General features: G+C 42.5%; 21 protein-coding genes and 1 pseudogene. 16 read left to right on the top strand and 6 right to left on the bottom strand.

The genetic code is table 11. The annotated features are described in order from the left end of the window. The first annotated feature begins 145 nt into the window (after window positions 1–145). Entirely contained in the window at window positions 146–1180 is a 1035-nt protein-coding gene (locus ACEN9X_RS19295) for a LacI family DNA-binding transcriptional regulator (protein WP_413666674.1), read from the top strand. A gap of 10 nt (window positions 1181–1190) precedes the next feature. Here ACEN9X_RS19295 and ACEN9X_RS19300 read toward each other — a convergent pair whose 3' ends face one another. The 3 genes from ACEN9X_RS19300 to ACEN9X_RS19310 are packed head-to-tail and all read right to left on the bottom strand — an operon-like array spanning window position 1191 to window position 6200. Further along, window positions 1191–2615 (bottom strand): alpha-L-fucosidase, encoded by a 1425-nt coding sequence (locus tag ACEN9X_RS19300; protein WP_413666675.1) that lies wholly within the window; start codon window positions 2613–2615, stop codon window positions 1191–1193. A 31-nt stretch (window positions 2616–2646) separates the two neighbouring features. Continuing rightward, window positions 2647–4008: an alpha-L-fucosidase gene (locus ACEN9X_RS19305; protein ID WP_413666676.1), complete on the bottom strand. Its 1362-nt coding sequence runs from the start codon at window positions 4006–4008 to the stop codon at window positions 2647–2649. 59 nt (window positions 4009–4067) lie between these two features. Continuing rightward, entirely contained in the window at window positions 4068–6200 is a 2133-nt protein-coding gene (locus tag ACEN9X_RS19310; RefSeq protein ID WP_413666677.1) for an alpha-N-acetylglucosaminidase, read from the bottom strand. A gap of 326 nt (window positions 6201–6526) precedes the next feature. On the opposite strand from ACEN9X_RS19310, the gene ACEN9X_RS19315 reads away from it, so the two are divergent. The 6 genes from ACEN9X_RS19315 (at window position 6527) to ACEN9X_RS19340 (ending at window position 12891) form a co-directional block, all read left to right on the top strand. Further along, on the top strand, window positions 6527–8866 hold the full coding sequence (locus ACEN9X_RS19315) for a beta-galactosidase (protein WP_413666678.1): 2340 nt from the start codon (window positions 6527–6529) through the stop codon (window positions 8864–8866). Window positions 8867–9184: 318 nt separating this feature from the next. Continuing rightward, window positions 9185–10375: a phage integrase SAM-like domain-containing protein gene (locus ACEN9X_RS19320; protein ID WP_413666679.1), complete on the top strand. Its 1191-nt coding sequence runs from the start codon at window positions 9185–9187 to the stop codon at window positions 10373–10375. A gap of 158 nt (window positions 10376–10533) precedes the next feature. Beyond that, the gene (locus ACEN9X_RS19325) at window positions 10534–10803 is read left to right on the top strand and encodes a hypothetical protein (RefSeq protein ID WP_413666680.1); all 270 of its coding nucleotides are present in this window, start codon (window positions 10534–10536) and stop codon (window positions 10801–10803) included. A 2-nt stretch (window positions 10804–10805) separates the two neighbouring features. Then, window positions 10806–11468 carry a zeta toxin family protein gene (locus ACEN9X_RS19330; protein WP_413666681.1) on the top strand — a complete coding sequence of 221 codons (663 nt, stop codon included), beginning with the start codon at window positions 10806–10808 and terminating at the stop codon, window positions 11466–11468. A gap of 636 nt (window positions 11469–12104) precedes the next feature. Next, window positions 12105–12545, top strand: a complete 441-nt coding sequence (locus tag ACEN9X_RS19335; RefSeq protein WP_413666682.1) for an Hsp20/alpha crystallin family protein — start codon at window positions 12105–12107, stop codon at window positions 12543–12545. Window positions 12546–12597: 52 nt separating this feature from the next. Beyond that, entirely contained in the window at window positions 12598–12891 is a 294-nt protein-coding gene (locus ACEN9X_RS19340) for a hypothetical protein (protein ID WP_413666683.1), read from the top strand. Between the two features lie 832 nt (window positions 12892–13723). Here ACEN9X_RS19340 and ACEN9X_RS19345 read toward each other — a convergent pair. After that, window positions 13724–14134, bottom strand: a complete 411-nt coding sequence (locus ACEN9X_RS19345) for an ABC transporter permease subunit (RefSeq protein WP_413666684.1) — start codon at window positions 14132–14134, stop codon at window positions 13724–13726. Window positions 14135–14447: 313 nt separating this feature from the next. Here ACEN9X_RS19345 and ACEN9X_RS19350 point away from each other — a divergent pair. From ACEN9X_RS19350 to ACEN9X_RS19360, 3 genes and pseudogenes are all read left to right on the top strand, one after another. Continuing rightward, window positions 14448–15557, top strand: a pseudogene (locus ACEN9X_RS19350) (type IV secretory system conjugative DNA transfer family protein); the annotation flags it as partial. 71 nt (window positions 15558–15628) lie between these two features. Continuing rightward, window positions 15629–15748 carry an AAA family ATPase gene (locus tag ACEN9X_RS19355; RefSeq protein WP_413666685.1) on the top strand — a complete coding sequence of 40 codons (120 nt, stop codon included), beginning with the start codon at window positions 15629–15631 and terminating at the stop codon, window positions 15746–15748. A 53-nt stretch (window positions 15749–15801) separates the two neighbouring features. Next, window positions 15802–16107 (top strand): hypothetical protein, encoded by a 306-nt coding sequence (locus ACEN9X_RS19360; protein WP_413666686.1) that lies wholly within the window; start codon window positions 15802–15804, stop codon window positions 16105–16107. 139 nt (window positions 16108–16246) lie between these two features. On the opposite strand, the gene ACEN9X_RS19365 is transcribed toward ACEN9X_RS19360, so the two are convergent. Both ACEN9X_RS19365 and ACEN9X_RS19370 read right to left on the bottom strand, forming a co-directional pair. After that, window positions 16247–16501: a cupin domain-containing protein gene (locus tag ACEN9X_RS19365; protein WP_413666687.1), complete on the bottom strand. Its 255-nt coding sequence runs from the start codon at window positions 16499–16501 to the stop codon at window positions 16247–16249. Then, entirely contained in the window at window positions 16482–16781 is a 300-nt protein-coding gene (locus tag ACEN9X_RS19370; protein ID WP_413666688.1) for a cupin domain-containing protein, read from the bottom strand. Before ACEN9X_RS19370 ends, ACEN9X_RS19365 begins: the two co-directional genes overlap by 20 nt. Window positions 16782–17027: 246 nt before the next feature. Between ACEN9X_RS19370 and ACEN9X_RS19375 the strand changes: the two genes are divergently transcribed. The 6 genes from ACEN9X_RS19375 (at window position 17028) to ACEN9X_RS19400 (ending at window position 25735) form a co-directional block, all read left to right on the top strand. Continuing rightward, entirely contained in the window at window positions 17028–19460 is a 2433-nt protein-coding gene (locus tag ACEN9X_RS19375) for a TonB-dependent receptor domain-containing protein (protein WP_413666689.1), read from the top strand. 189 nt (window positions 19461–19649) lie between these two features. Continuing rightward, window positions 19650–19793 (top strand): hypothetical protein, encoded by a 144-nt coding sequence (locus ACEN9X_RS19380; protein WP_413666690.1) that lies wholly within the window; start codon window positions 19650–19652, stop codon window positions 19791–19793. A gap of 909 nt (window positions 19794–20702) precedes the next feature. Further along, on the top strand, window positions 20703–20927 hold the full coding sequence (locus ACEN9X_RS19385; protein ID WP_413666691.1) for a hypothetical protein: 225 nt from the start codon (window positions 20703–20705) through the stop codon (window positions 20925–20927). A gap of 544 nt (window positions 20928–21471) precedes the next feature. Continuing rightward, the gene (locus ACEN9X_RS19390) at window positions 21472–22791 is read left to right on the top strand and encodes a radical SAM protein (protein ID WP_413666692.1); all 1320 of its coding nucleotides are present in this window, start codon (window positions 21472–21474) and stop codon (window positions 22789–22791) included. Continuing rightward, window positions 22781–24991: a peptidase domain-containing ABC transporter gene (locus tag ACEN9X_RS19395; protein ID WP_413666693.1), complete on the top strand. Its 2211-nt coding sequence runs from the start codon at window positions 22781–22783 to the stop codon at window positions 24989–24991. The genes ACEN9X_RS19390 and ACEN9X_RS19395 overlap by 11 nt, the downstream gene beginning before the upstream one ends. Window positions 24992–25033: 42 nt before the next feature. Further along, window positions 25034–25735: a hypothetical protein gene (locus tag ACEN9X_RS19400; RefSeq protein ID WP_413666694.1), complete on the top strand. Its 702-nt coding sequence runs from the start codon at window positions 25034–25036 to the stop codon at window positions 25733–25735. The last annotated feature ends 112 nt before the right edge of the window (window positions 25736–25847 follow it).

Here is a 25847-nt window from a genome sequence, read left to right on the forward strand (position 1 = left end):
ATTACGTTGTAAACGGATTATGGCTTTACTACACTGGTTTTAAGTTTTGAAATCCGTGAAAGTGATAATCCTTTACATCACCTAATCTAATGCTTACATGTTTTGGACTAAATAGATATACTCATTGTTTTAATCCCAATTACAAATGGAGAAGATTCCCACAATTAAAGAGATAGCTAAACGCTTGAAGGTAAGTACGTCTACTGTGTCCCGCGCGCTTCATGGCCATCCCAGTATTGGCCTTGTAACTACTATGCGGGTTAATAAGGTAGCAAACGAATTAAATTATGTGCCAAATCAAGCCGCCATATCCTTTAAGCAACGTAAAACATTTACTATAGGTGTTATTCTTCCGGATTTTTCCGATGTTTTTTTTTCTGCTGCCCTCAGCGGGATAGAAGATTGCGTTAGCAAACGCAATTATAACGTTTTTATCGGGCAGTCATCAGAAGATCCCGCAAAGGAAAAGCGCATTTTGGAAGCCATGAAAAACCAACGCTTAGATGGTATTATCATATCCATAAGCAAAAACACCACCGATTATGGAGTGTTTGAACAATTAAAAAAATATAATATCCCAGTTGTGTTTTTCGATCGCATTCCTGGCATGGAAGATATTCATTACTCTGCTTGTAATCTGCAGTCGGGAATGTTACAGGCCATTGATTGCTTAACAGACAAAGGACATCGTAGTATTGGGTTAATTAATGGCCCATCGCAATTGCTTGCAAGTAAAGAGCGCCTTGATGGTTATAAAAAAGGGCTCCATAAACACCAAATAGATATAAATAACGATTTTGTTGTTTCGTCAGATCTGTCACCGGCACAAAATTACTATGCCATGAGGAGACTTTTATCTTTAGAGCAAAGACCTACAGCCATCATCACTTTTAATGATTATGTAGCACGCGATGCAATTGCCGTGGTTAAAAATAGCAACCTGGTTGTTAATCGCGATATAAGCTTTATCAGTTTTGCAAATTCACCTATCTGGAGCTTTATGGATAATTCGCCACTTGCTTCCATCGAACAGTTTCCTAAAGAACAAGGGGTAAAAGCAGCGGAAATACTTTTCAAACTAATTGACTATCGAATTGAAGAAACGCCGTCAACCCCCGTTTTTCATCGGGCAGTATTTGATTCCAGTATGATATCCCACAAGGTAAATTTCAGGGCATAAGCGTAGTCCTTTAATATTCCAATACAAAAGCGCCACTATACTTTAAAGTGGTGCTTTTTTGTAGGGTCTTCGGTATTTGAATGTTTAACAGTCCGCTTTCGTAATTCCATTTTAGTTTTTGGACGCTGCCCAGCAAACTTATCTTTTTAATTTGTTTGATATCATTTACCGGGAAGGTTACGTTGGCCGGAAGGCTTACAATATCCTTTTCAGACAGCCAAAAAGCGTATAACTTTTTTTCGGTTTTCGATTTAGTAAAATAAATATTGCCTGCCGAGTAAGGCGCTACTGGTTCTGAGCCATAAATACCTTTCCCATTAATTTTTATCCAGTCGGCAATATCCTGTAATCGTTGATAGGCGATAGGGTTCCAGTCACCATCAGGTCCCGGGGCAATATTAAGCAGCAGATTACCTCCCCGTGATACTATTTTTATGAGCGTTTGTACCAGCTGACGGCTGGGTTTAAATTCATCATCAGGTACATAGCTCCAATATTTACCAATGGTCATACAGGTTTCCCAGGGGTAGGATAGTGGTTTATCCGGCACCTCCTGTTCTGGCGTGGTATAATTTTCAAATTCACCGGCAACCGTGCGGTCTACCATGATAAGGCCGGGTTGATAACTACGGCTCATTTTCGCTATTTTAGCCATATCAAGATCCTGGTTATAATGCTGCGGATCATTACCCTTTTCACGAGATGGCCTTACCCAACCGCCATCAAGCCATAAAATATCCACTTTACCATAGCCGGTCATCAATTCTTCAATCTGGTTATAGGTAAAATCTTTAAATTTTTGCCAGCGTTCGGGGTAGCGTTGCGGATCGTAATTAACGTTGTGGTCTTTTGGGGGATAGTAAGGCCACCAATAGTTTTGATTATGCCAGTCGGGCTTGGAAAAATATGCCCCGATCATGAAGTTGTCTTTACGAAAGGCGTTAAATATTTCTTTAGTTACGTTGCTTCGCGGATTTTTTGAAAAAGGCGTTTTAGGGTCTGTAATTTTATAATCGGTTTGTTTGGTGTCAAACATGCTAAAGCCATCGTGATGTTTGGTTGTAAACACCACGTAATTCATACCTGCAGCTTTGGCTGCCCGGGCCCATTTTTCGGGGTTAAAGTTTACAGGGTTAAAGGTAGTTTGTAAGTTTTCGTATGCCTTTTTGTAGGTAAAATAATCATCACTATAAGGTCCGGTTCGTGTAACCCAGTCATCAGGGCAAATAGTCCAGCTTTCTGCAACTCCCCACTGGCTGTAGGTGCCCCAGTGCATAAACAATCCGAATTTTTGGTCTTGCCATTGGGCAAGTTTTTGCCGTACCAGGGAGTCTTTAGGTACCTGGTAAGTATTTGACATTTCGTGCACGTTTTGCGCCAGCGTTACCTGGCTGCATACCAAAAGGTAAAGGCCAAACAGAAGTTTCTGAATCATGATTAATATAAACTATTGATGATGAATAGATTTAGTTCAATACCAGCTCAATTACCGGGATTTCGCTATCGGGTTTAGCCTCAGGAAGGTTTAATACCAGGTCGTTTCCATGCTCTGTTGCTTTGCTGTTTACCTGTATCTCTGATGCATCGTGCAAAAACTGAATGTATTTTACCTTATCCTTATAACCAGGTAAAGTAATTGTTTTGCCCGGATACTCTAACAAATGAACATACAGTCGTTTAGTGGCTGCATTATAGGTAAGCATGGTGTGATCCGGGGCTTTGAAGGTTTCCGGGGCTTCGGTACATCCGTAAACCGACCGGCTGTTGTATTTCATCCAGACTGCTATTCCGTCTAACCTTTCATTGGCCCGTTTATCAAATAAACCACGCGCAGTAGGGCCCACATTCAATAACAAGTTACCACGTTTGCTTACGGCCTCTATAAGCATTGTAATTAATTGTTTGGTGCTTTTCCAACTGTTCTCGTCCCGGAAATACCCCCAGGAGCCTGAAAATGTTTGGCAGGTTTCCCAATAGGTTTTATAATCGTTTTTCTTGACCCATTCACTTAAGTTTACCTGTTCGGGTGTCAGGTAATCCCAACCGTCCTGGTATTCGTTTAAATCAAGGCGGTTGTCAATAATAATATTGGGTTGTAGTTTTCTTATTTCTTTAACCAGTTCAACAGATCCCCAGTCTTGGGCCCCTTTGCCGTGTTTACCATTATCAGGGTATGAAAAATCGAGCCAGAGCATATCAATTTTGCCATAATTGGTAAGCAGTTCTTTAATTTGGTTGTGCATGTAGGTACGGTACCTGGCCATATCACGGCCTTTATTGAGCTTGTCGTAATCTTCATCCTTTTCGCTTGCGGGCTGTAAAGGGTGTAAAACATCAATGGTAAAATCCGGATGATGCCAGTCCAGCAACGAGTAATAGAAACCTATTTTTATACCCTCGGCCCTAAAAGCATCTACAAATTCTCTTACAAGGTCTCTTTTTGCAGCGGTATTTGTGGCCTTATAATCAGTATATTTTGAATCAAACAAACAAAATCCTTCGTGATGTTTGGTGGTAAGCACGGCATATTTCATTCCGGCCGCCTTGGCCTTCTTTGCCCATTCTTTAGGGTTAAATAAATCGGGATTAAACTCGTCAAAATAATGTTGGTATTGAGCATCTGTCATGCGCTCCCACCGTTTTACCCACTCATGCCTTGCAGCCTGCGAATAAAGTCCCCAATGAATAAACATACCAAAACGGTCGTTTGTCCACCAGGCCATACGTTTGGCTTTTTGTTCGGGCGTTTCCGTTCCTATTTTCTTTTGGGCATATAATGGAGAAAATGCGATAAAGATCAATAAAATAGCTAAAACGTGTTTTTTCATCGGATAGATAGAGGGCCGTTAGTTTTAAATAAAAGGAGTGTTTTGTGGATAAACCGTTTTTATAGCGATAAAATTTCATCAACCACTGCTTGCAAGGACCTTTGAGGTTTTTCGGGACGTAGCTTTTGATTTTCATCCACCCATTTACGCTCCCATGAAAAGTAATCAGGCTCCTGAAGACTTTTGCCCTGCAGGTTGCCGCGCAGGTACTCAAAATAGATCTCCCAGCGGGGCAGATAATATCCATCCATGAGGCCGGCCCATTCTTTGTAGGCATACTCATGCAGGTTATCCTCAGTGCGTACATTTTCGCCCCAATAAGTAATCTGCATTAGCATGTTTTTTAAGTTGTTTGCCTTTTCCTCTGTGGTATTGCCGTTATCTATTGATTGTCTAAGATAGGTATTGAGCCTGAAGTAATGATCGGTGTTCAAAAGATCATCAGTTAATTTGATCATGTTCAAAAACTTTCCGCTTGCCTTGTTGAAGGCCTGCAGGTCCTTGTTGTTATATGCTGTTACCAGATCATTAAAAACAAGAGTTCCTTTATTGGCCAGCACCTGCCTAACCATATTGATAAGGTCTATTTTATAAGTTGCTGAATTAATGAGCGCGGGGGAGGCTTTGGCAAATTCTCTTACGGCATTTTCAAACTTTACGGTATCATAATTACGGGTAAGCGTACCCCAACTGGAGATTGATTTAACTTTGAGTGCCGGCCTGGCGCAAAAGATAGATTCGCCTGCACCTTCCTGGTAGCCCGGAAGGCTTTGATAAATTGTTTGTAAAAAGCCTTGCCAGGCATTATTGGCATGCTCATTACTTTTACCGTAGCGATATTTTGCATAGTCATTAATCCAGTTACGGGTATCTACATGGTCTTTGCGCCAGCCTAATTCAAGCATCAAATCATAATCCGGAGGATTGTTATTAATGCCTTCGGGCATTATGCCTACGCCTTTAAGATAATTGCTGTAAGTGCTTTTTCGGGCTCTGTCTATTTCATCGGCAAAGCGTTGTAGTTTGCCATAAACGCCGGGACGTTCGCCAAAATTGTTAACGCTGCACCATATAAATGGGGTACCATCATAAGCCTTACGTTTTTCCCAGTTGTTTGTAAACTCACCAAAAAGTTCCTGTACCAATACTTTTGATTTATCTAAACCATCAAGCATGCCTTGTTTGGGGTTATCCTGCCAGCCCTGCAACACCCATGTTGAACCCGGATAATATTTTTGCATGGAAGCCTGTATGGCAGCTCCTGCTTTCATCAGGTCGACACCTTCTGTTTTACCACCCTCGTGAAAAGGGTCGCCTGCAAAAAAGTGAATATTTTTACCATATAAAGCCTGCATTTCGCTGTAATATATACCTGCTATACGGGCAAATTCAGGGTCAGTAGGATCAAGTATATCGGGCCTTTTAAAAGCCCCCCAGGTTAACTGATCAATGATATGTGCTTTGCTTTTGCTTTTTAATGAGCTTGGCACCATACCATAAAAGCCCTGCAATACTGGTTCTATGCCCAATTCATGCATCCGCTTCATCATTTTTTGTTGAATCAGTTTCCGGTTGTCGATCTGACTTTGAGGCATGGGGCCTCCCCAGCCTTCGATATTACCCATCAGCCACCAGGCAGTATAGGCCGGACCCACTATAAAATCGTTAATTTCTTTTTCGCTGTAGCCTGTCTTCCTCAGCGTGTTTTGCCACACTGCTTCTATGCCTTCAACAGTAAGCATGGTATTAACCCCATTCAATGCCATCCAATCCAGCTCCCGTTCCCAGTCGGCCCAGTTGTAGAAACTCATGGTGTAATTGTAAGTACAATAATTTAATGCGTAACGATACTTGGCCGCGGCCTGTACAGTCGTCTTTTTGCTAACAACAGGAAGAGGGAATACAGGTGCCAGGTTGTCGCCCATGTGCGACATAGAACGGTGACAATAGTATTTCAAATACCAGTTAACACCAACAGCGGCAGCATTTGCACCAGAGGCTGTGATAACCAGTTTGTTTTTTATGGTTTGCAGTTCAACTAACTCAGGGCTGGAACCTTTTAATGGCTTGAAAATAACATGTCCGCTTAACCAGGGGGCACGCCTTTTAACCAATCCTTTTACAGGATCAAACTGTTGGGCAAAAAGCTTTAATGGCAATAGTAAAACAAGCAGGCAAGTTAGTTTTCGCATAGAAATGTGTCGGTTTTTTCTGTTAATATGTCCGAAACTAACTAAAATTTAGTGGAAAGATGGCTTCTGGTTACATGTCCTATGCCCCTAAAAATTACGCAAACGTTTGTTATGGTGCACACAACCGATTGCGTAATTTTTCGCTATTTTTTTGGACTATAATTTTGTTACAATTGCAACTGAAAGGGGCTGGCCTATGCTTTTTTGCCGACGTCTTGCTTGCTCTGTACACCTTTTCCCTTTCTCCAAATCGGGACGCTATTACACCTGAAAAAACTTAATTGCTTTTGAAACTTACTTAGTAACACAGTTAAAATTGACCCTTAATGAAAAATATTATTATTAGCCTGCTCCTTTTAATATACTTGCTAATTGGTAAACCTGCTTTTGGTCAGCAGGAAATAAATGAACCGTTTAAAATTGGCACAGAATCATTTATTTTAAACGGGAAACCTTTTGTTATTCGCTGCGGGGAAATGCATTTTGCCCGGATCCCCAGAACCTATTGGAGGCACCGTTTAAAAATGGCTAAAGCGGTTGGCTTAAATACCGTTTGTGCTTACCTGTTTTGGAACTTTCATGAAACATTACCGGGAAAATTTACCTGGGAAGGGCAAGCGGATGCAGCCGAGTTTTGTAAAATAGCTCAAGAGGAAGGGCTATATGTATTGTTGCGCCCGGGGCCCTATGCTTGTGCCGAATGGGAGTTTGGTGGCTTGCCCTGGTGGTTGTTAAAAAAGAAAGATATCCGGTTACGAACGCAAGATCCGTATTATATGGAGCGTTGCCGGCAATATTTGAAAGAAGTTGGTCGCGTTTTAGGCCCGCTGCAAATAACCAACGGTGGTCCCATATTAATGACACAGGTTGAAAATGAATACGGCAGCTACGGGGCTGACAAAGAATACATTCTAAAAATACGCGATTATTTAAAAGAAGCAGGGTTTGTTGTGCCTCTGTTTACATGCGACGGTACTGTTCAACTAAAAAATGATGTACAGAAGGATATTTTTGCCGTAGTTAACTTTGGTAACAATCCTGAAGCAGCCTTTAAAGCCTTGCGGGAAGTTCAGCCCGCCGGCCCACTAATGTGCGGCGAATACTACCCCGGCTGGTTTGATAGTTGGGGCCAGCCACATCATACAGGCTCAAATGATCATCTTATAAAAGAAGTTGGCTGGATGCTTGATCATAAAGCCTCCTTTAGTATTTATATGATACATGGTGGTACATCGTTTGGCTTATGGGCTGGAGCAAATTCACAGCCATACGCACCCGAAACTTCCAGTTATGATTATGACGCACCAATAAGTGAAAATGGAAAAGCAACTGCAAAGTACGATGAACTGCGCAATACACTAAAAAAGTATCTCCAACCAGGTGAGGTGCTAACAGATGTACCTGCTGCTATACCTGTACAAAAAATTCCTCCATTTAACCTTACTGCGGTTGCTCCTATAATGGGCCAATTGTCTAAGCCGGTGCTCTGTGATACCACGCTTTATATGGAAGACCTGAACCAGGGCTATGGGATGATGGTTTATGAAACAAATTTGCCGGCCGGTGGAAAATGTAAACTGGATTTTACAGAGGTGCATGACTATGCGGAGGTGTTTATTGGTAACAAACTCATCGGTGTATTAAATCGGATGAAAAATGATCATGTAATTGAAATTCCTGGGCTATCCAAACCTACCAAACTGCGGGTTTTTGTTGAAGCCATGGGGCGTGTTAATTATGGTTATTACCTGCACGATCGTAAAGGTTTACAGGGCGAGGTTTATAGTATAGCCGGCGCAAAAAAGATAATGTTGAAGGGATGGAAACATTATTCAATTCCATTGGGCGAGGGCAATCCCGCTTTTAAATACAAGGCTATTGGTACAGTACCCACGCTGAACGAGCCTGCGTTTTATAAAGGGTATTTTAATGCAAAAAGCAAAAGAGATTTTTATCTGGATATGCGTTGGTTTAAAAAAGGAGTGGCCTGGATAAATGGACATTGCCTTGGCCGTTACTGGAATATTGGGCCAACTCAAACTATGTATGTACCCGGTGTATGGTTAAATAAAGGGAAAAATGAAGTAATTATACTGGATATGCACCGTCCAATTACTGCACGCTTGCAAGGGCTGGATAAACCCATTCTTGATAGCCTTACTGCAATAGAGGCCATCAGCAGTAATCATCGTAAACCTGGGCAGAAATTTGGGAATAATGTGAATAGCTTATTATATACCGGGGTAATGAAAAATACTGCTCAATGGCAAACATTTAGGTTCCCTTTAAAAAGCGGACGTTATGTTGCCCTTGAAGCGATGAATAATTTTATGGGCGACCAGTTTACGTCATTGGCCGAGCTTGAATTATTGGATGAAAATGGCGAGCAATTACCCCGCAATTTGTGGAAAGTAGCGTACGCCGATAGTGAAGAGTTGAAAGGAGAGGACGGTAAATCAGAAAACGTGTTTGATTTACAGTACACCAGTATCTGGCATACCCAATGGAAGGATAATGCTACTAAACACCCTCATCAAATAGTTATTGATCTGGGGTGTAAAACAGCTATAAGTGGTATAAAAATACTGCCACGGCAGGATATGGAAACCGGTAGGATTAAGGATTTTAAAGTTTATTTGGCTAATGAGCTTTTTAATGGGTTATAACTTTTATTTTAAAAGTTGTTAATGTCTGTTTTGAGCGTGATAGTTAACACGTAGGGGGTATGGATTTGGTGTGCAGGTGACAAGCCTATTCGGATTGGTTATTATTTACACAAAAAACAAATACTTTTTTTATGCGCCCACAATTTTTCTTCATGATCCAAGAGCATTCAAAATCGTTCAACGAAAAGCTTACAATATACTGTATATCAACATGTTCTACAGATGAACATCTTGATAAAAAGGCCATTAAAATCGACATTTGTTTAACTTTTTTATTGAATGATTATGTAGGAAAAAAGCTTCGGGTTAATGTTCTTCATGCGCAAACCCAAAAACAGCCCAAATGGTATTTATCCTATCTACCTGAGAATTACAGTCGATGGTAAATCCAGTGAGCTATCTACCAAAAGAAAATGTCACACTTCTACCTGGAGTGCAAAGACCGGACGGTCAACCGGTAGCAAAGAAACGACCCGGGAATTAAGCACCTTCCTGGATACACTTACACAGCAAGTCTACCAGGCAAAGCGGCGACTGATGGAAGCTGATAAAGAACTTACAGCCGAGGCCATCAAAAAGAATATGACAGGTGCCGATGAAGATAAAAAAACAATCATTGAAGTATTCAATAAGCATAACCAACAATTGAAAGCACTTGAAGGGAAGGAATTTGCAAGCAATACCATCAAGCGATACGCCACAACACTGGAGCATACAAAAAGCTTCCTAAAATGGAAATATGGCGCAGATGATCTTGACATCAGAAAACTGAATCATGAAACGATAGCAGAATTTGATTTCTGGCTGAAGGGCATTCAAAAATGCAACCATAACTCAACCATGAAATATCTGTCAAACTTTAAAAAGATTGTTTTAATTGCGGTTAAAAACAAATGGCTGTCATCTGATCCCTTCGCAAACTTCAAATTCACTAAAAAGCCTGTTCAGCGACACGCTTTAACTGAGTATGAGTTAAATGCCATTGCCACCAAAAATTTCAATAACGAAAGATTACAAAGCGTAAGGGATATTTTCGTTTTTAGTTGCTACACTGGTCTTTCTTATGCTGATGTCCAAAAATTACGGACAGATGAACTCCATATCGGCATCGATAAAAATCTATGGATTTTTACAAACCGGCAGAAAACTGGCGCTTCGACAAGAATGCCCCTCATGCCGGAAGCCCTGGCCATCGTTGATAAATATAAAGCGCATCCAAGATGTGTTGTAAGCGGATTACTCCTGCCTATTTTAAGCAATCAAAAGATGAATTCTTATCTGAAGGAAATAGCTGATACTTGTGATATAGATAAACCACTTACATTCCATATCGCAAGGCACACATTTGCTACTACCGTTACGTTAAGTCATGGAGTTCCAATAGAAACAGTTTCTAAAATATTGGGGCATTCATCGATTAAACAAACACAACATTATGCTAAACTTACTGATAATAAAGTCAGCGACGATATCAACCAGTTGATTACCAAACGCCATCTAATGGATTGATATCAAAACATCCAGCGTTTACAATCACTATAAAGCTAAACTAATGGAGGACTTGATAGTACCGAAGAATATAGACAACCAAAAGCAGCATAAGGCGCGTTATCAACTTATGCTGCTTCAAAACATTGATTTAGATAAATTATTTTAATTAATTTTGTATGAGAACATTACAACAGATCATGCGCAGCACAGTAAAAGATGTACGTTCCAAATCGATATTTGAATTATCGGCACAGGAACTGGCCGACAGGCTTCGTCCGACCGCTGATGCCGTTATGCGCGAAACATTCAACAGGAACGGTTATCTCACCTACTTCGATAAAGCCGTTTGTCCCAACATCGACTACATGGTGCATGAGTATCGTGATAGAAAAGAGCTGGTACGAATAGATGACCAAGGCACAGCACACCTGATCAAAATCCTTTAGTTATGACTTTGGATAACCCGCAACTACTGATCGTAGCGGGGCCGAACGGTGCAGGTAAATCTACTTTTTCAAAAGATTTATCCGCAGCCGGTGTATTTATCTTTGACGCCGATAAAGAGGCTGCAAAGATTGAAGCACTTTATCCCGGCCTCCCAGGCGAAAGTGTTTCTTACGCAGTTGAGCAATATTTTCAGGACTGCATAATACAAGCGATAAGCAAAAAAGCAGATTTTACGGTAGAAACAAATCTCAGGGACACCGGACTAATGAATATCGTAAACCGATTCAAGGAAAACGACTATGTTGCCAGCATAGTTTACATTGGGCTGCGCGATGTTAAGCAATCCATGGACCGTGTGACTGCGCGTGTAAAAGGAGGCGGTCATTTTGTCGACACAGGTAGCATCCGTTATAATTATATCGAAGGATTAAAAAACTTTGAATACCTGGCAGACCGTTTCGGCAATATTGAATTCATCGATGCCAGTGGAAATTTATACGAACTAAAATCATTGCTAAGTCTGCAAAATAGGCAAGTTGTTTTTGTGAGTAATGATTTGCCCGAGTGGGCTAACTCTGTTATTTCATCAATTGTAAAGCGATTCAGTCGTATTTTGCCGGAACGAGACGACGACAAAGAATATCGTCCTGGTCCCCGGCGTTAGAGTAGGATTTAATGTAAATATATATATAATGTAAGGAGAATTGTTTGTTGGGTGACCCAGCCCCAAGTAATGCTTAGGGTAAAGCATTCTTCGGCTTAATTGTGGCCGGGTATCATTACTCGCATATTTTGTTGGGTGCGGGAAAATTCTTCACCCGCTTTCTGAACAATTTTTACGGATGGTTATGAATTGCGTGGATATTATCTCCCGCAGTAGCGTTATTGGCAATATTCTGTGACCAATACCCATTGTACGGCAATGTTATAATTTCGTGTTATTTCAGTGTCGCCCCGGTTAAGGTGGTAGAGGTAACTTAAATATTATTCCTGCTCTACCCATCCACAGTTGATCCTTTTTGGCTTTTTCCTCCAAATGGCGGATAGACAGCGATTCAAAAAACACTCAGCGTCGTGATATGCACTGCGGACGGCACTAATGTGCTCAACCTGGCGGGGTGAATATCGAAGCTGTTATTCCGAAAAATTGACATTTGCAGACTGTAAATTTTTCATAAAAACTGAATTTTTATCAGTAAATAGTCGCAACGAAGCTCATGGCACAATGCTTGATTAATTCGAAATAGTTTAATTAACATTATAAGTTTCAAATCATTAATCTAATAAGGAGGAAAGACCTATGACATTGGTTAAATTTAATCCCGCTAAAAACAACGGTTCATTAATTCCCGGTTTTAACGACGTATTTGATTCCGTATTAAATGACACTTTTTTTAATGACCGACTGACCAGCCGTGTACCTGCTGCTAACATTAGTGAAACTGAAGATCATTATCACGTAGAACTGGCTGCGCCGGGTCTGAAGAAGGAAGAGTTCAAATTGAACCTTGACGGTAATGTGCTAAACGTGGCTGTGGAACGAAGAAACGAAAACAATGATGCTGCGAAAAATTACAGCAAGCGTGAGTACAGCTACAATTCCTGGGTTCGCTCTTTCACCCTGCCCGAAAGCGCAAATGCGGAAAGCATCGAAGCGTCCTATATGGACGGCGTGCTGAAAATTGATATTGCGAAGCGCGAGGAAGCAAAAATCGTTCGTCGCCAGATCGAGATCAAGTAACCAGTATTGATGCTAATAATACGGCCCCGGTTTGGGGCCTAACTTATTTACCATGGAATCACCATTTTACTTATTGATTAGCCTTAAAACACCGGGAAGCTATGAGCCTTTTGGTGAATTCGACTTGGGACATGATCGGGAATTAGCTTATGCTTTGTTTGACAGTCTGGATGGAAACCCGGAAATAGATGATCTCTGCCATTTTCATGTAGACCTCATTGAAACCGTTGACACCCTGCCTGAAAAAATTCGTAGTAAATGCTGCAGGCTAGACGAATTAGGGCTAAACGCAGAACGGGTGGCTTTGGAAATATTCAGACAAAAAAACTTAAGGGGAGAAACATGATCACAAAAACATTATTAACCCTGCTCCTTTTCGCGGCAGTAATCATATTGTTCCGAAAAAATGACGATGATCTGGCCTGGTAGCCTGGAGTAGTTGCCGATATCCATAACACTACCCAGCAGATGTTTTGGATTCGGATTATTGTCAGAATTGCCTAATTATTAAACAAATGTTTATTAATTTTGTATAGTTATACTAAACCGATGTAATTATGGAAAAGTTAGTAATATTCAGAATGTTCTTATGTTTTCCCCTCGCCGGCGTGTTGGTACCTGACGCCATGGTTGTATTATCAGGAACTTCTCCTATTATCCCGGCTGTCCACCTGGCTGTCGAATTGGCACTAATCACATTGATTTCGCTTTGTAGCGCTGTTATATACTACAAAAAAAAGAATGTTAATTCACCTAGAAATGAAACCTCATTTACCTGAAAAAAGTCCTCAAAGATAGTCAAAGCAAATATGATAGCTCGTCAAATATATCAATGAGTGCAGGCAGAGAATAGGGAAATTGGCGCTGGTTTCATTAATAATAGTTATTATATTGCTTATCTCCGTTTGATTTAACATTTACGGGCTGTACAATTTCAACAAGTGCTATTCGCACTATAGCTTGCGCAGGCCCCTGCAATCTTAAAGAGGGACATATTTTGTGCCCCCATTTAATGTTAGCGACGTCGTGACGCAGAAATATACCTGGATTTTGAACGTCTAATATTAACTAAACTTCTAACTGCGAATAACGCTGCAATCTTGAATTTAACATCGAATCGCTTTCCCAGAATAAACAGCCTTATCAATATTCTTGGGCTTTGGATGTAAAATGCTTTTTCAACTTCGAATCTCCCGGCGCATGAACAAGTAATAAGCTAAAGCAAAACAACAGGTCATAACAGCTAAAAGGCCGCAGAACTGTGGCCACACAACCATCAGGCTCTGTGTAAACGGTAGCGGTGATGGAATCGCGCCAGCCATTTGCTCCATCGTCAGGGGGCCGAGACTTCGAACTGATGGCATCAGCAGCGTCGTAACCGCATCAGCATAAAGCTGGTTGGGTGATATCCGCAGGATATTCAACGCAACATTATTATAACTTATCGCTTGCTCCTGCGTGAGTTGAGATGGATCGGGTAGCAGCGATCTTAAGATCAGGTTGACGACGATCTGGTAAAATACAGTAAAAAAAAGCCAAAGGCCTATACCTGTGATTGCAGAAGTGGCGGCTTGTCTGAATACTACCACAACTTTTCAGACTAATCCCGAATCGTTCAACTAAAACATGCGGTTGAATGAATCTTTTGGAGGGGTTTTAAAAGAAAAAGCCCCTAAATCATTTGATTTAAGGGCTTTTGAAGCGATTTTACTCTGCTTTTGTACTCAGAGCGGGAATGGAACTCTGGTATTAATTGCTTTAAAATCAATATTTTATGATGGGGTATGTATTGTACTCAATGAATCGCTCACTAAACATTAATTGGCTTTTACCAACGCGTCCATAAATTTACGGTTAATTGAAGACAGATCCAACTTTTTCCTGCTTTTTACGGATTAGAAGGAATCGGCGCGGACGATCCTGCTGGGGCTGAACCGGGAATGGGTAAAGAAGCAGGGGGATTTCTTTGTGGAATCGCCGATCAATTTTTTGACGGCCATTATCTGGTTTTTGCGTCGTTACCAGGGTGGGCAGTTCTGCACGCTGCCGCATGTGATCGAGCTCATGCAGGCGGAATATGATAAGCTGTTTACGGTTTTGCGTACGGAGCAGGAGATCGATGTGCTGATTAACCCTTTTTTCAGCGCTTATCTCCGGGACGCGGTGGAACAGCTGGAGGGGCAGATCGCTTCGGCGAAGATCACGATGTCACGGATCGCTTCGCCGCAATTGTATTATATCCTGTCAGGCAACGAGTTTACGCTGGATATCAATGACCCGCTCAATCCGAAGATCGTTTGCATGGGCAACAACCCGCAGAAGATACAAATCTATGGTGCGGTGCTGTCGTTGTTCGTGAATCGCCTGCTGAAGATCATCAACCAGAAAGACCGGTTGAAGTGCAGTTTGATTTTAGATGAGTACCCCAGCCTGGTGGCCGATGTGATCGCTACGATTGCGACCGGGCGAAGTAACCTGATCAGTACCTGTCTGGGCATACAGGATGCCAGTCAGTTGCGCAAAGAGTATGGCCGGGAAGCAGCGGATGTGATTATGAACATCGTGGGCAATATGGCGGTAGGCCAGGTAGCTGGTGATACGGCCAAAATGGTTTCGGAAAAGATCGGGCGCATCATGCAGGACAGGGAAAGTTTGTCGATCAACCGGAGCGATACATCCATCAGCCGGTCTAAGCAATTGGAGGCGGCGGTGCCGGCTTCGAGGATCTCGGCATTGAGTTCTGGCGAGTTCGTCGGGCTGGTTGCGGATAACCCGGATGAGAAGATCGAACTGAAGGCCTTTCACTGTGAGGTCGTGAACGACCATGAGGCTTTAAAGAAAGAGGCCGATGCTTATCAGCCGATACCTGCTGTACGGGTGATTAATGCGGGCATTGTCCAGCGCAATTATTTGCAGATTAAACAGGATGTTCGGGAAATTATAGAGGATATATTTGAGCGGTTGTTGAATGATCCCGCTAAGGCGCATTTGGTGATCAGGAAGGCTAAATAATATCTAAAGTTCGATGCCTTATTGTTTTTTATAATAGTAAACTAAATTTGGTTGTATAAACCTATCGCATTATGCAAATTAGAAAGCTTACTGTCAATAACTTTCGGCGTATTAAAAATGCCGAAATCTTATTCGAAGGCCATACCGTCCTCATCGGCGACAATAATGCCGGAAAAATCAAAAATACCTGAAGCGATTGATCTCGTTCCCGAGGCCGACCGACTAAATCGTATTCCTGTTATTGATGAGCATGATTTTTACAACGGGGTTTATCTTGACTTCATTGGATGATCCTGTTATAATCAGAGTGGAGTTGATCGTTGGAGAATTATCAGCGGAACAGAAAAGGAAATTCAGTAACAATATAGCGTTTTGGAATACAAACACCAAGACACTCGTTGCTGATCCTCCCTTAGAAAGCCTTGATGATGAAAATATCGAAGAGGTCATCAGGGTTGCTTTTAATGGCTCAGATGATATAGTGGATGATGATATTACGGGCGAAACATTCTTTTGCTCTATATCAGGACAAGACAATGCGTCCTCATAATTTTTAACGAGCTGTCTGACGGCCTTGTTTTCTTTCGCGGTGTCCGGTTGCTGACCGTAAGCTGTTGAAGCATAAAGCCAACAAACACCAATGACTATAATTTAAAAAAGGTTGATCTTTATAGTTGATAGATTTGAATTTACAATGCTTTCAGGATATCGATAGGCGGCCCCACGCGCTCAAATCCGTGTTGTTTCCGGAACGCATCCTGCTCCGCTTCAGGCTTTCCCTTCATTTGACCCTGGCTGATCGCGATAAAACATTCTTCCATTTTCCCTGCCGGCTGAAATGTGGTTAGCATCCGGCCTACGCCATCGCCCAGTTTGGAAAAAGCATGTGGCACGCCCCGCGGGCCGAACACGCTATCGCCGGCTTTAACGGTGTATTTTGTCACCCACTTTGATCACGAATTCCCCTTCCAGTATATACCACCATTCATCCTGATCTGGATGCACGTGCAGGTTGGGCCCGCCCTTTTTGACGCAGGATGATTCATAAATATACAGGTCGCCGTCCGTGTCACGGGTAGATACCTTGGTATAAAAGGTATCCCCGTCAAACAGGCTGATGGGCTTTTGAAAGCAGTCCGCGCTGGCATCAGTCTTAAAACCGGTCTTTTCGCGGAACTTTTTATAGCTGCTGGCAATGCTGCCCAACGGCGAGACAAAAGCCACTACAGGAGGGGGTATTTTTTTATTTTCATTTAATAGATAGTAATAAATAATAGTTTGTCTTGGAAATAAGTTTGAATATTCATTAACTTGCAAGAAAAATTAGTCGACTATGATTCGCAATTATTTCTATAAATCAATATGTTTTTTTGTATTAAAATAGTATAGCCAAACAAAATCATACGAAATAATCCGGGCAGATGCCTGAAGCCTAATACCTTTTCCTTTATTGAACAATTCTACTTATAAATGAGATTCTTACTTTACTTATGCATCCTGCCACTAATTTTATTACATTTCAACACTTTTGGACAGGCTGCGTTCTCAGGGCAAGTCATAACCTCGTCGTGTGAATCCGTTGAGCTCGCGACAGTTCGCATCCTGAATAGTTCCAAGAAGGTTATTCAAGCTGGCGTAACGGAGAAGAATGGAACATTTCGAATCGTGGCAAGCATACAGGAGGCGAGGTTTCTTTGCGCGAGTTATTTGAACGACAAGTCAGACACCATAGGCATTGGAAAGGCAGACAGCAGCTACACGCTGATCATAGCTCAAAACAAGACGACTTTGTCAGAGGTAAAGGTTTCCTCTACCGCCCAAACTCTAACGCGGCAATCAGACCGATTCATATTTACACCGGACAGGCTGGTGACAAAAGGGGCGGCTGCCATCGACATATTAAAGATTACTCCGCTGATTCAATTTGACGACAAATCTGAGTTATTTTCCATCATAAACAAGCAGGGCACGACGATTTATATAAACAACAAAAAGTCCACGATGCCGAAAGATATGATACTTTCCATTTTGCGGTCAACGTCTGCCGACAACATCAAGAACATAGAGATAATTACGAATCCAGGAAGCGAGTATCGTGCAGCCATCACTGGTGGCATAATCAACATCAACCTTAAGCGGGCTGCAAATGACGGCTGGCAGGGAAACTTTTCTTTTAGTGACGAACAGGGTGCATTCAACACGGGAATATTTAACGGAACACTAAATTACCACAAACATAAAGTTGGCGTCAGGGTGTCGCCTTTTATTAATGATAGTTATAATTACAATACCTCCCAAAATACTATCTCTAATACAGATGTGCCCGCCCAAGTCAATAACATGACGTACCATCGCCGGTATCTAGTTTTAGGAGGCGGAATCGGTGTAGACTACGACATAGATCAGCGAAACATCCTGAGCTTTAACGGGTTCGCGTCTTCTGTGAACGGAAATAGCCGCCGCCGAAACATGACAGCATATTATTCCCAGACGTTATCCAGTCCGGACTCTGCATACCATACGTTGACAAGCGGGAAGGACAACTACCTGTATAATTTTGGAAACGTGTATTTTCAGCATCAGTTTGACTCCGTAGGCAAGCAACGTCTGACAATCAATGTTGACTATAACCAATACCATCAAACCGATAACGACTTGGTGGCGTTCGATAAGGTGCAGCCTGCGGTCGGCAGCGGCAGCACTTTATATAAGAACATACTTCCCCAGCGCTTTTTCAATATTTCGGAGGAGGCAGATTACACGAATGCGCTAAGCAAGTCATCCAGCATTACAGCCGGAGTGCAGGTCAGCAACACGACGATGAACAACGACCTGCTTTACCAAACATACGACTCACGGACCCAGTCTTATATCATTAATCGCACGATATCAAACAACTACAAATATGAGGAGAATTATTCAGCAGTATTTGTCTCTTTAAATAAGACAATTAGCAAAAAGCTCCAGGGTTCCATCGGGCTGCGGGGTGAAAATATCTACTATTCTTCAAGGAACAAATCCACCAGCGAGTCGGCCGACTCTTCATATTTCAATCTCTTTCCAAACTTATCGCTTCAATACGCCTTAAACGATAATGAGAACGTATCAATGTCGTTCGCGAAAAAGATCAAGCGCCCGGCCTTAGACCTGCTGTTTCCTGGCCGCACCTACTATACCCCGACCCTGTATTCCGAGAATAATCCTTTTCTGCGGCCAGTCAACCTGTACAGCGTTGATTTCATGTACACGCTGAAAAACCGATATTTTGTTTCAAGCGGATACGGTTTGTCAAAAAACCAGTACGCCCGCTTTGTAATCCCCGTTAGTGACACTACTGGCGCGCCTTTAAAAAGGACTTATCTGAACTACGGAAATTATTGGAACGCCTACTTGTCCTTTTATACAGCCCAGAGCTTTTTTAACGGGTTTTGGAATCTAAACTTGTCGGCAGTATTGAACTACGACCATTACTCTCTTAATGAGGGTTCGACTGTTATATCATCGGAAAAAGAGGTCGAAAACTGGAATTACACCATCTCCAGCAACAATACGCTGTTTTTGTCAAAAAAGAGGCAGCTATTTGGTTTCGTTACCCTACAGTATGTTAGCCCTACCAATAACATCTCAGTTAAAACAGAATCGTCCCTATTTCTCACTCAACTCGGCATAAGGAAGAACTTCAACGCGATCAGCCTAAGTCTTTTTGTGTCGGACCCATTCAACACCAATGGCAGAACGACTTCACTTGCCCATCCAAACCGGGCGTATGCCTTCAATGAGCTAAGGCAGAACAATTATACACGATCAGCGTCAATTAGCCTCAGATATACCTTTGGAAATAATAAGCTTAAATCCGTGAAAAATAAGAATTCGGCAAACGAGGATATAAAGAGAAGATTGTAACTGATAGGAAATTTAATTTTCATTTTACGGCAAATATATTTTTGGTTTTATTTGAAAATCTTATTAAAGTTATTATTTTTGAGTAAATAATAACCTGCCAAAAGCAGGTAAACTTAAACCTTATGAATACGAAATTCTCATCAAATCATTCTTTTATCTCCGTTTTCGAGGAGCTGACAGAGCAGGCCAGTGGAAATCTATTCGGTGGCTTCACAAGCAGCTATGGCTATAGTAGAACATCCGCCTACACTGGATCCGGCGAGACTAATAACTGCAATGCATCAAACTGTACAACTGATTGTGGAGTCGGCCAAAACCGAAACTGCAACGTGACGGCGCATTGCGGGACCCTTAGCTAAACTTATTAAGCTGTAATTATCATTAGCAAACCAACCAGAAGACAACGGTTTTATGGGCGGTAGTGATGGGATGTGCAATGCCCTAACGTACGTTTTGTGCCCAAAAAATCTATACTAATACGAGTTATTCTTATTAATTAAATCTTAATTGCATGAATATTCCTTCAATTACTTTCAACCTGCCGACCTACGAAATTCTTTCGGACATCAAGGGCAAAATCCAGGGTGGCTTCACTTCGAGTTTCGCGGTAACAACTTCCCTGGCTTTTCAGGCAAGTGAGGCTAATAACTGCAACGGAGCCAACTGCACAACTACCTGTCAAAATCAAATGTGTAATACGCGATCTCAGTGCGGGCCTGGCTTTTAAAGCATACAATGATTATTGAAATGTATCAATAATATAAACCACTTAAATTTTTATGAAAGTTAAACTAAACTTCGAGATCACTGGCTTTGAGACAATCAGTGAGGACTCCGAAAGCAAGTTGATTGGCGGCTTTTCGCCTTCGATCTCCGCTGCCTCGGTGACAGGCAATGAGACAGGCCCGGCAAACAACTGTGCAGGCGGCAACTGCGTCGCTAACTGCGGCAACGGACAAAATGTTGGGTGCAATGCAGTAGCAGGGTGTGGAACTAAACCGTGATTGTCTTGATGAACTTCAAAGGTCTGGTTGAGTCTATTTCAGAAATAGACAGCAACAACATTGTGGGCGGTTTTTCAGTAAGCTTTTCCACTTCAACCGCGATCAATGATACAGGCGGGGACACCAACAATTGTCAAGGCGGAAATTGTACATCCAACTGCGGCGCTTGGTCCAACATCAAGTGCAATACGGTGCCAGGGTGTAACTCTTAATTTTCAACCATTAAATTATTGAAAAAATGAAATCAGACATGAGAATGCTTAAAGTAGAGTTTGAGTTGCTTAGTGACGAGACAAGCCAAACACTAACAGGAGGCTTTTCGACGAGTTTTTCAACGTTACCTCAGCTGGCATTTACCGGAAGCGATAACAATACGAATAACTGCCAGGGTGGAAACTGTACCAGCAGTTGCGGATCCAGTCAGAATATTCAGTGTAATGTTGTTGCTCATTGCGGAACCTAAGTAAAACTTTTTAACATTAAAAAAAGCAACGTATGAAAGTAACGTTAGAGGGAGCTTTCGAAGTGTTAACTTCAGATTCCCAAAGCACACTTGTCGGGGGCTTTTCTGTAAGCCTTGCATCGGTGACCAAAGACACGACTTCCGGGAGCGGAGAATCTAACAATTGCCTCGGAGGGAATTGTGCTAGCGGGTGCGGCCCGTGGCATAACGTTGGTTGTAACGCCTATGTTGGGTGTGCATGATTTTAACCTAAAAATGCCTTATATGAAAAATCTATTGCAAAATTACGAGGGTCTGACGGAAATGCATGAGCATCAACTCGTCGGAGGATTTTCTAAGACTTATTCTGAGCATAATTATTCTTTTACAGAAGGGTCAAATAATTGCCTTGCTACTAATTGCGCGGCAAATTGCTCTACGAGCGACGGAAATAGTGACGCATCGTGCAGACACAATGCTCAGCCGCTTTGTAATTGACATTTAACTCATTTACCAGAACCTGTATTGGGTTCTGGTAATTTAACATTATCAGAAAAAATTAATCATGAAGTACAGTCAATTTAACTCAGTAATACCCTATGAAAATAGGTTCGCTTTATACAATTCTTACAACCAGAAGTTCATGGTTATCGATCCTCTGTTGAAAGAGCTTTTAGATGCAGCAAAGCACGAGGGCGTAAATTCTTTAAAGGATGTTCACCCAACGTTTTACGACTACTTGAAAACGGAAGAGTACTTAATCGATTCAAATATCGACGAAGTGCAAAAAGTAAAAGACTTGGTAAAACAAGTTGATGAAAATATCAGCAGTTTCCTTTTGACCATTAACCCAACAATGAACTGCAATTTCAAGTGCTGGTATTGCTACGAAACACACATAAAGAAATCCAGCCTGCATGTGGATATGGTAGATAAAATAGGCTATTTTATCGAGAAGACCGTGCGCAAGCCGGAAATGCAGTTTTTTAACGTTTCATTCTTCGGTGGTGAGCCGCTCTTATATTTCGAACGCGACGTCGTACCCGTTATCGTGAAGCTTAAGCAGGAGTGCGTTGCCCATTCGGTGGACTACGCAGTGAGCTTTACAACCAACGGATATTTAGTGGATGACGATTTTATCGCATTCTTTAAGCATAATGGCATAGTACCGGGCTTGCAAATTACGTTAGACGGATACAAAGAGAAGCACGACGAAGTTCGGTATGTAAGCGCTACAAAAGGCTCGTACGATGTAATAATCAATAATATAAAAAAACTGTTGCTAAATAAATTCCCTGTTCGGCTGCGGGTAAATTATACGTCGCTCAACATTGAAGACGCATACAAAATTGCCGAGGAGTTCAAGGATATTCCGCTTGACATCAAGAAGGAGTTTCTGTTGATGGATTATCACCGCGTTTGGCAGGATTCAAAGGTCGACGACATCGGACGGACTGTGGACAAAAATATTGATATGATCAAGAAGGAAGGAATCCAGGTAAAGCACATGTCACCAAACAACGTCCGGGACTCGTGCTATGCTGATAAGCGCAACAGCGCCACGATAAATTATAATGGCGACCTATTCAAGTGTACGGCAAGAGACTTCACAACGGCTAAACGCGCTGGATACCTCAGCGACGAAGGCGATCTGATTTGGGAGGACGATTATTTGGAAAAGCGCATGAATGTCAAGTTTAATAATAAGCCGTGCCTGACCTGCAGGCTTATGCCAATTTGCAACGGCGGCTGCTCACAACATGCATTGGAGGCTTTGGGAGAAAAGGAATATTGCGTATATTACGGGGATGATAGCCTAAAGGACGACGTCGTGCGGACAAAGATAAATGAGATAGTAGAGTCATTGCAGCTTAATGAGGTTTAAATTTGTCAGTCAGCTAGAGAGCAACGATTGCGGGCCAGCATGCCTCGCGATGGTGGCATCCTTTCATGGGTATTCGGTCAACTTGAAAAAGGCAAAGGAACTTTGCGCCGTGACACGAATGGGCGTATCGGTCAAAGATATCCTTGACGGCGGAAGGCATCTGGGAATGCAGTCGACCGGGCTGAAGCTCTTCCCTGCGCAACTAGCCGAGATTCCTCTGCCGGCCATACTGTTTTGGAAGCAGGATCATTTCGTCGTGCTTTACAAAATCTCGATGAAGCGCGGCAATACGCTGTATCACATTGCCGATCCAGGATATGGCAAAATAGCGATTGACGAGGACCTTCTGTCCAAGGAATGGCTTGGAAACAATGCTAAGGGGATAGCACTGGTTTTCCCAAAGGACGAAAGCGCCTTGCTATCGGAACCGGCTAACCGCGAGCAACAGAAGGAGAAAGGATTTCGGGCGGGTACCTTGTACAGTGAGTTAAGGAATTTCGTGTTTAAGCACAAGCTGAAGTATATACTGTCAATTTCGCTGCTCGCACTCGGTCTGCTCACCAATTGGGCGATTCCCATTTTTTTCAGGAGAATAATAGACGAAGGCATCGTTGCAAAATCGCTTAACGTTGTCATATTACTGCTTCTCGCGCAATTTGCGCTGTTTCTAGGAAATTCCGTGTCGGGCTTCCTCAGCGACCTTCTGCTTACACGTTTCAACTTTAATCTTGCGGTTATGCTGAAGGGCAATTTTCTTAAGAAGCTCATTCGACTTCCGGTAAGTTACTTCGACACGAGACTGAACACTGACACGCTACAGCGGCTCTCCGACCTTTCAAAGGTCCAGTCATTCCTCACATGGAAAGGAATCAGCTTCGTAATAAACGTCCTGAACTTGATAGTTTTCAGCGCAATACTCCTATTCATGAACCAACTGATCTTTTCGGTGTACTTCGTGCTCAGCGCGATTTCCATCTTTTGGATTGGGTACTTTCTCAAACGAAGAGCGACACTTGAGTATTCCATGTTCATCCGGCAATCGGAAAACAGCAACAACTTGTATGAGTTTATAATGAACATGCCTGAAATAAAGGTCAACCAAGCGGAGCGGACGTTGATCGGTCGAATAACCGCACTTCAAAAAAAACTCCACGAGTTGGAGCTCGACTCGCTGTATCTGAACATGTACCAGTTGTCCGGCGCTAACTTTATTCTTAAAATAAAGGAACTGACAGCAATCGCAATTGCCGCTTACTTCATAATACACGGACAGATGTCGATAGGTACCCTTCTAAGCATTTCATATATAATGGGACAGCTAAGCGGACCTATAATCAACCTCATCACTAATATTAGGGACGGGCAGGATGCCAGCATATCAAACCGCCGTATCGAAGAAGTGTATACGGTGCCCAACGAGGCTGAGGAACAAAACTTGAGGACGGAGCCTGTCAATGTGGAGGAACTTGCACTGAAGGACGTCAGCTTCAAATATCCTGGCAGCTTCAATAGTTTTGTTTTGCGCAATCTAACGATGACAATACCAAAGAACAAAATTACAGCCATCGTGGGCACGAGCGGAAGCGGGAAAACGACACTAATGAAGCTGCTGCTTTGCTATTATCCATCCAACGAGGGCGACATATGGCTAGGAAAGCGCAGGCTTTCGTCTGTCCACCCCGACAACTGGCGTACTAATTGTGGCGTTGTGCTACAGGACGGGCATATCTTCGCGGGTACTATCCTTTTTAATGTTGCCTTGTGCGAACCTGAAGAGGTCGACATGCCGCGGTTTATCGAGGCGATCAATGTCGCCTGTCTCGCGGAAATGCTTGAGGCTCTGCCAATGGGCCATAGCACCAAAATCGGCAGCATCGGCATGCAGCTCAGCGGGGGACAAAAGCAGCGAGTATTAATCGCGCGGGCGGTTTACAAGAACCCGCAGTTCCTATTCTTCGACGAGGCGACAAGCTCACTCGACGCGAACACTGAACGAGCCATTATGGACAACCTTTCGCATTTTTTTCAAGGAAGAACCGTTGTCGTTGTGGCTCACAGGTTAAGCACGGTTAAGAACGCAGATAAGATCGTAGTTCTTGAAAAGGGCGAGATCATCGAAATGGGAAGCCACGACGAACTCCTGAAGGTTAAGGACAAATATTTTTCGCTGGTCAAGAACCAGCTTGAATTGGGGGCGTAATATATTATCCCATCTTTGCGATGGAAGTACAATTAAAATATCATGAGAACGAAAGGTTTTTGGAGTGTGTTAACGCTAATAGGCATCACACTAACAACATTAACAAAAGGAGCTATAATGGAATCAAGAGTTATACATCTCTCAGGGCTAATAGTGGATGCGCAAACGCTCGCCCCTATTGCGTCGGTGCAGCTTTCCGACGGTCACGGCCACGTATTGGGCTCCACGGACGGCAGGGGCTATTACAACATAGCCATAACCTACCCAAAGCCAGGACAGATCTATTTCAAGATTGTCGCCGAAAAGAAGGGGTTCAAACCGTTCACTCAAAATGAGCACTGGGGCGATTTGTCCAGTAACATCAAAGGGCTGCTGTATATCGGACTCAAATCCGGAGAATATTCAGGTCAAGAGTTTTCCGAGATTTCATTTCAAGGCGGCTCTACGTATGAGGATGTTTTTGCCGGCTTTGAAACGGTAAAGAGAAGCAGGGTATTTGAATCCGCCTTAGCAAAAGCAAAGTCCAACAATGAACACGCCTTTGTTTACATTGACTCGAAGCCATACCTAGTGAATAACTCAAGTTGGATTGAGCTGTCATCAAAGGATGCTTTGATATCAATAAGTGGCAAGAAGGTGGTCAGAGCCGATTCTATCAATACCGTAATAAGGAGAAGTTCGATTAAGAAAATGACCCCAGTCGAGCCAGGGAAAGGATACGGGTATTTGGTTGAAATAAAGTAACGGAGCTTCGGAAGATTCAATCATTCACATACCATAGGGGAGGATTCCGACTAGATTTACTGTCTTACTAATGTAACCAGCTGATTTAAATTACATGAAGAAGAAGCCTCAA

This window comes from Mucilaginibacter sp. Mucisp86 (assembly GCF_047324315.1).
Classification (GTDB): Bacteria; Bacteroidota; Bacteroidia; order Sphingobacteriales; family Sphingobacteriaceae; genus Mucilaginibacter.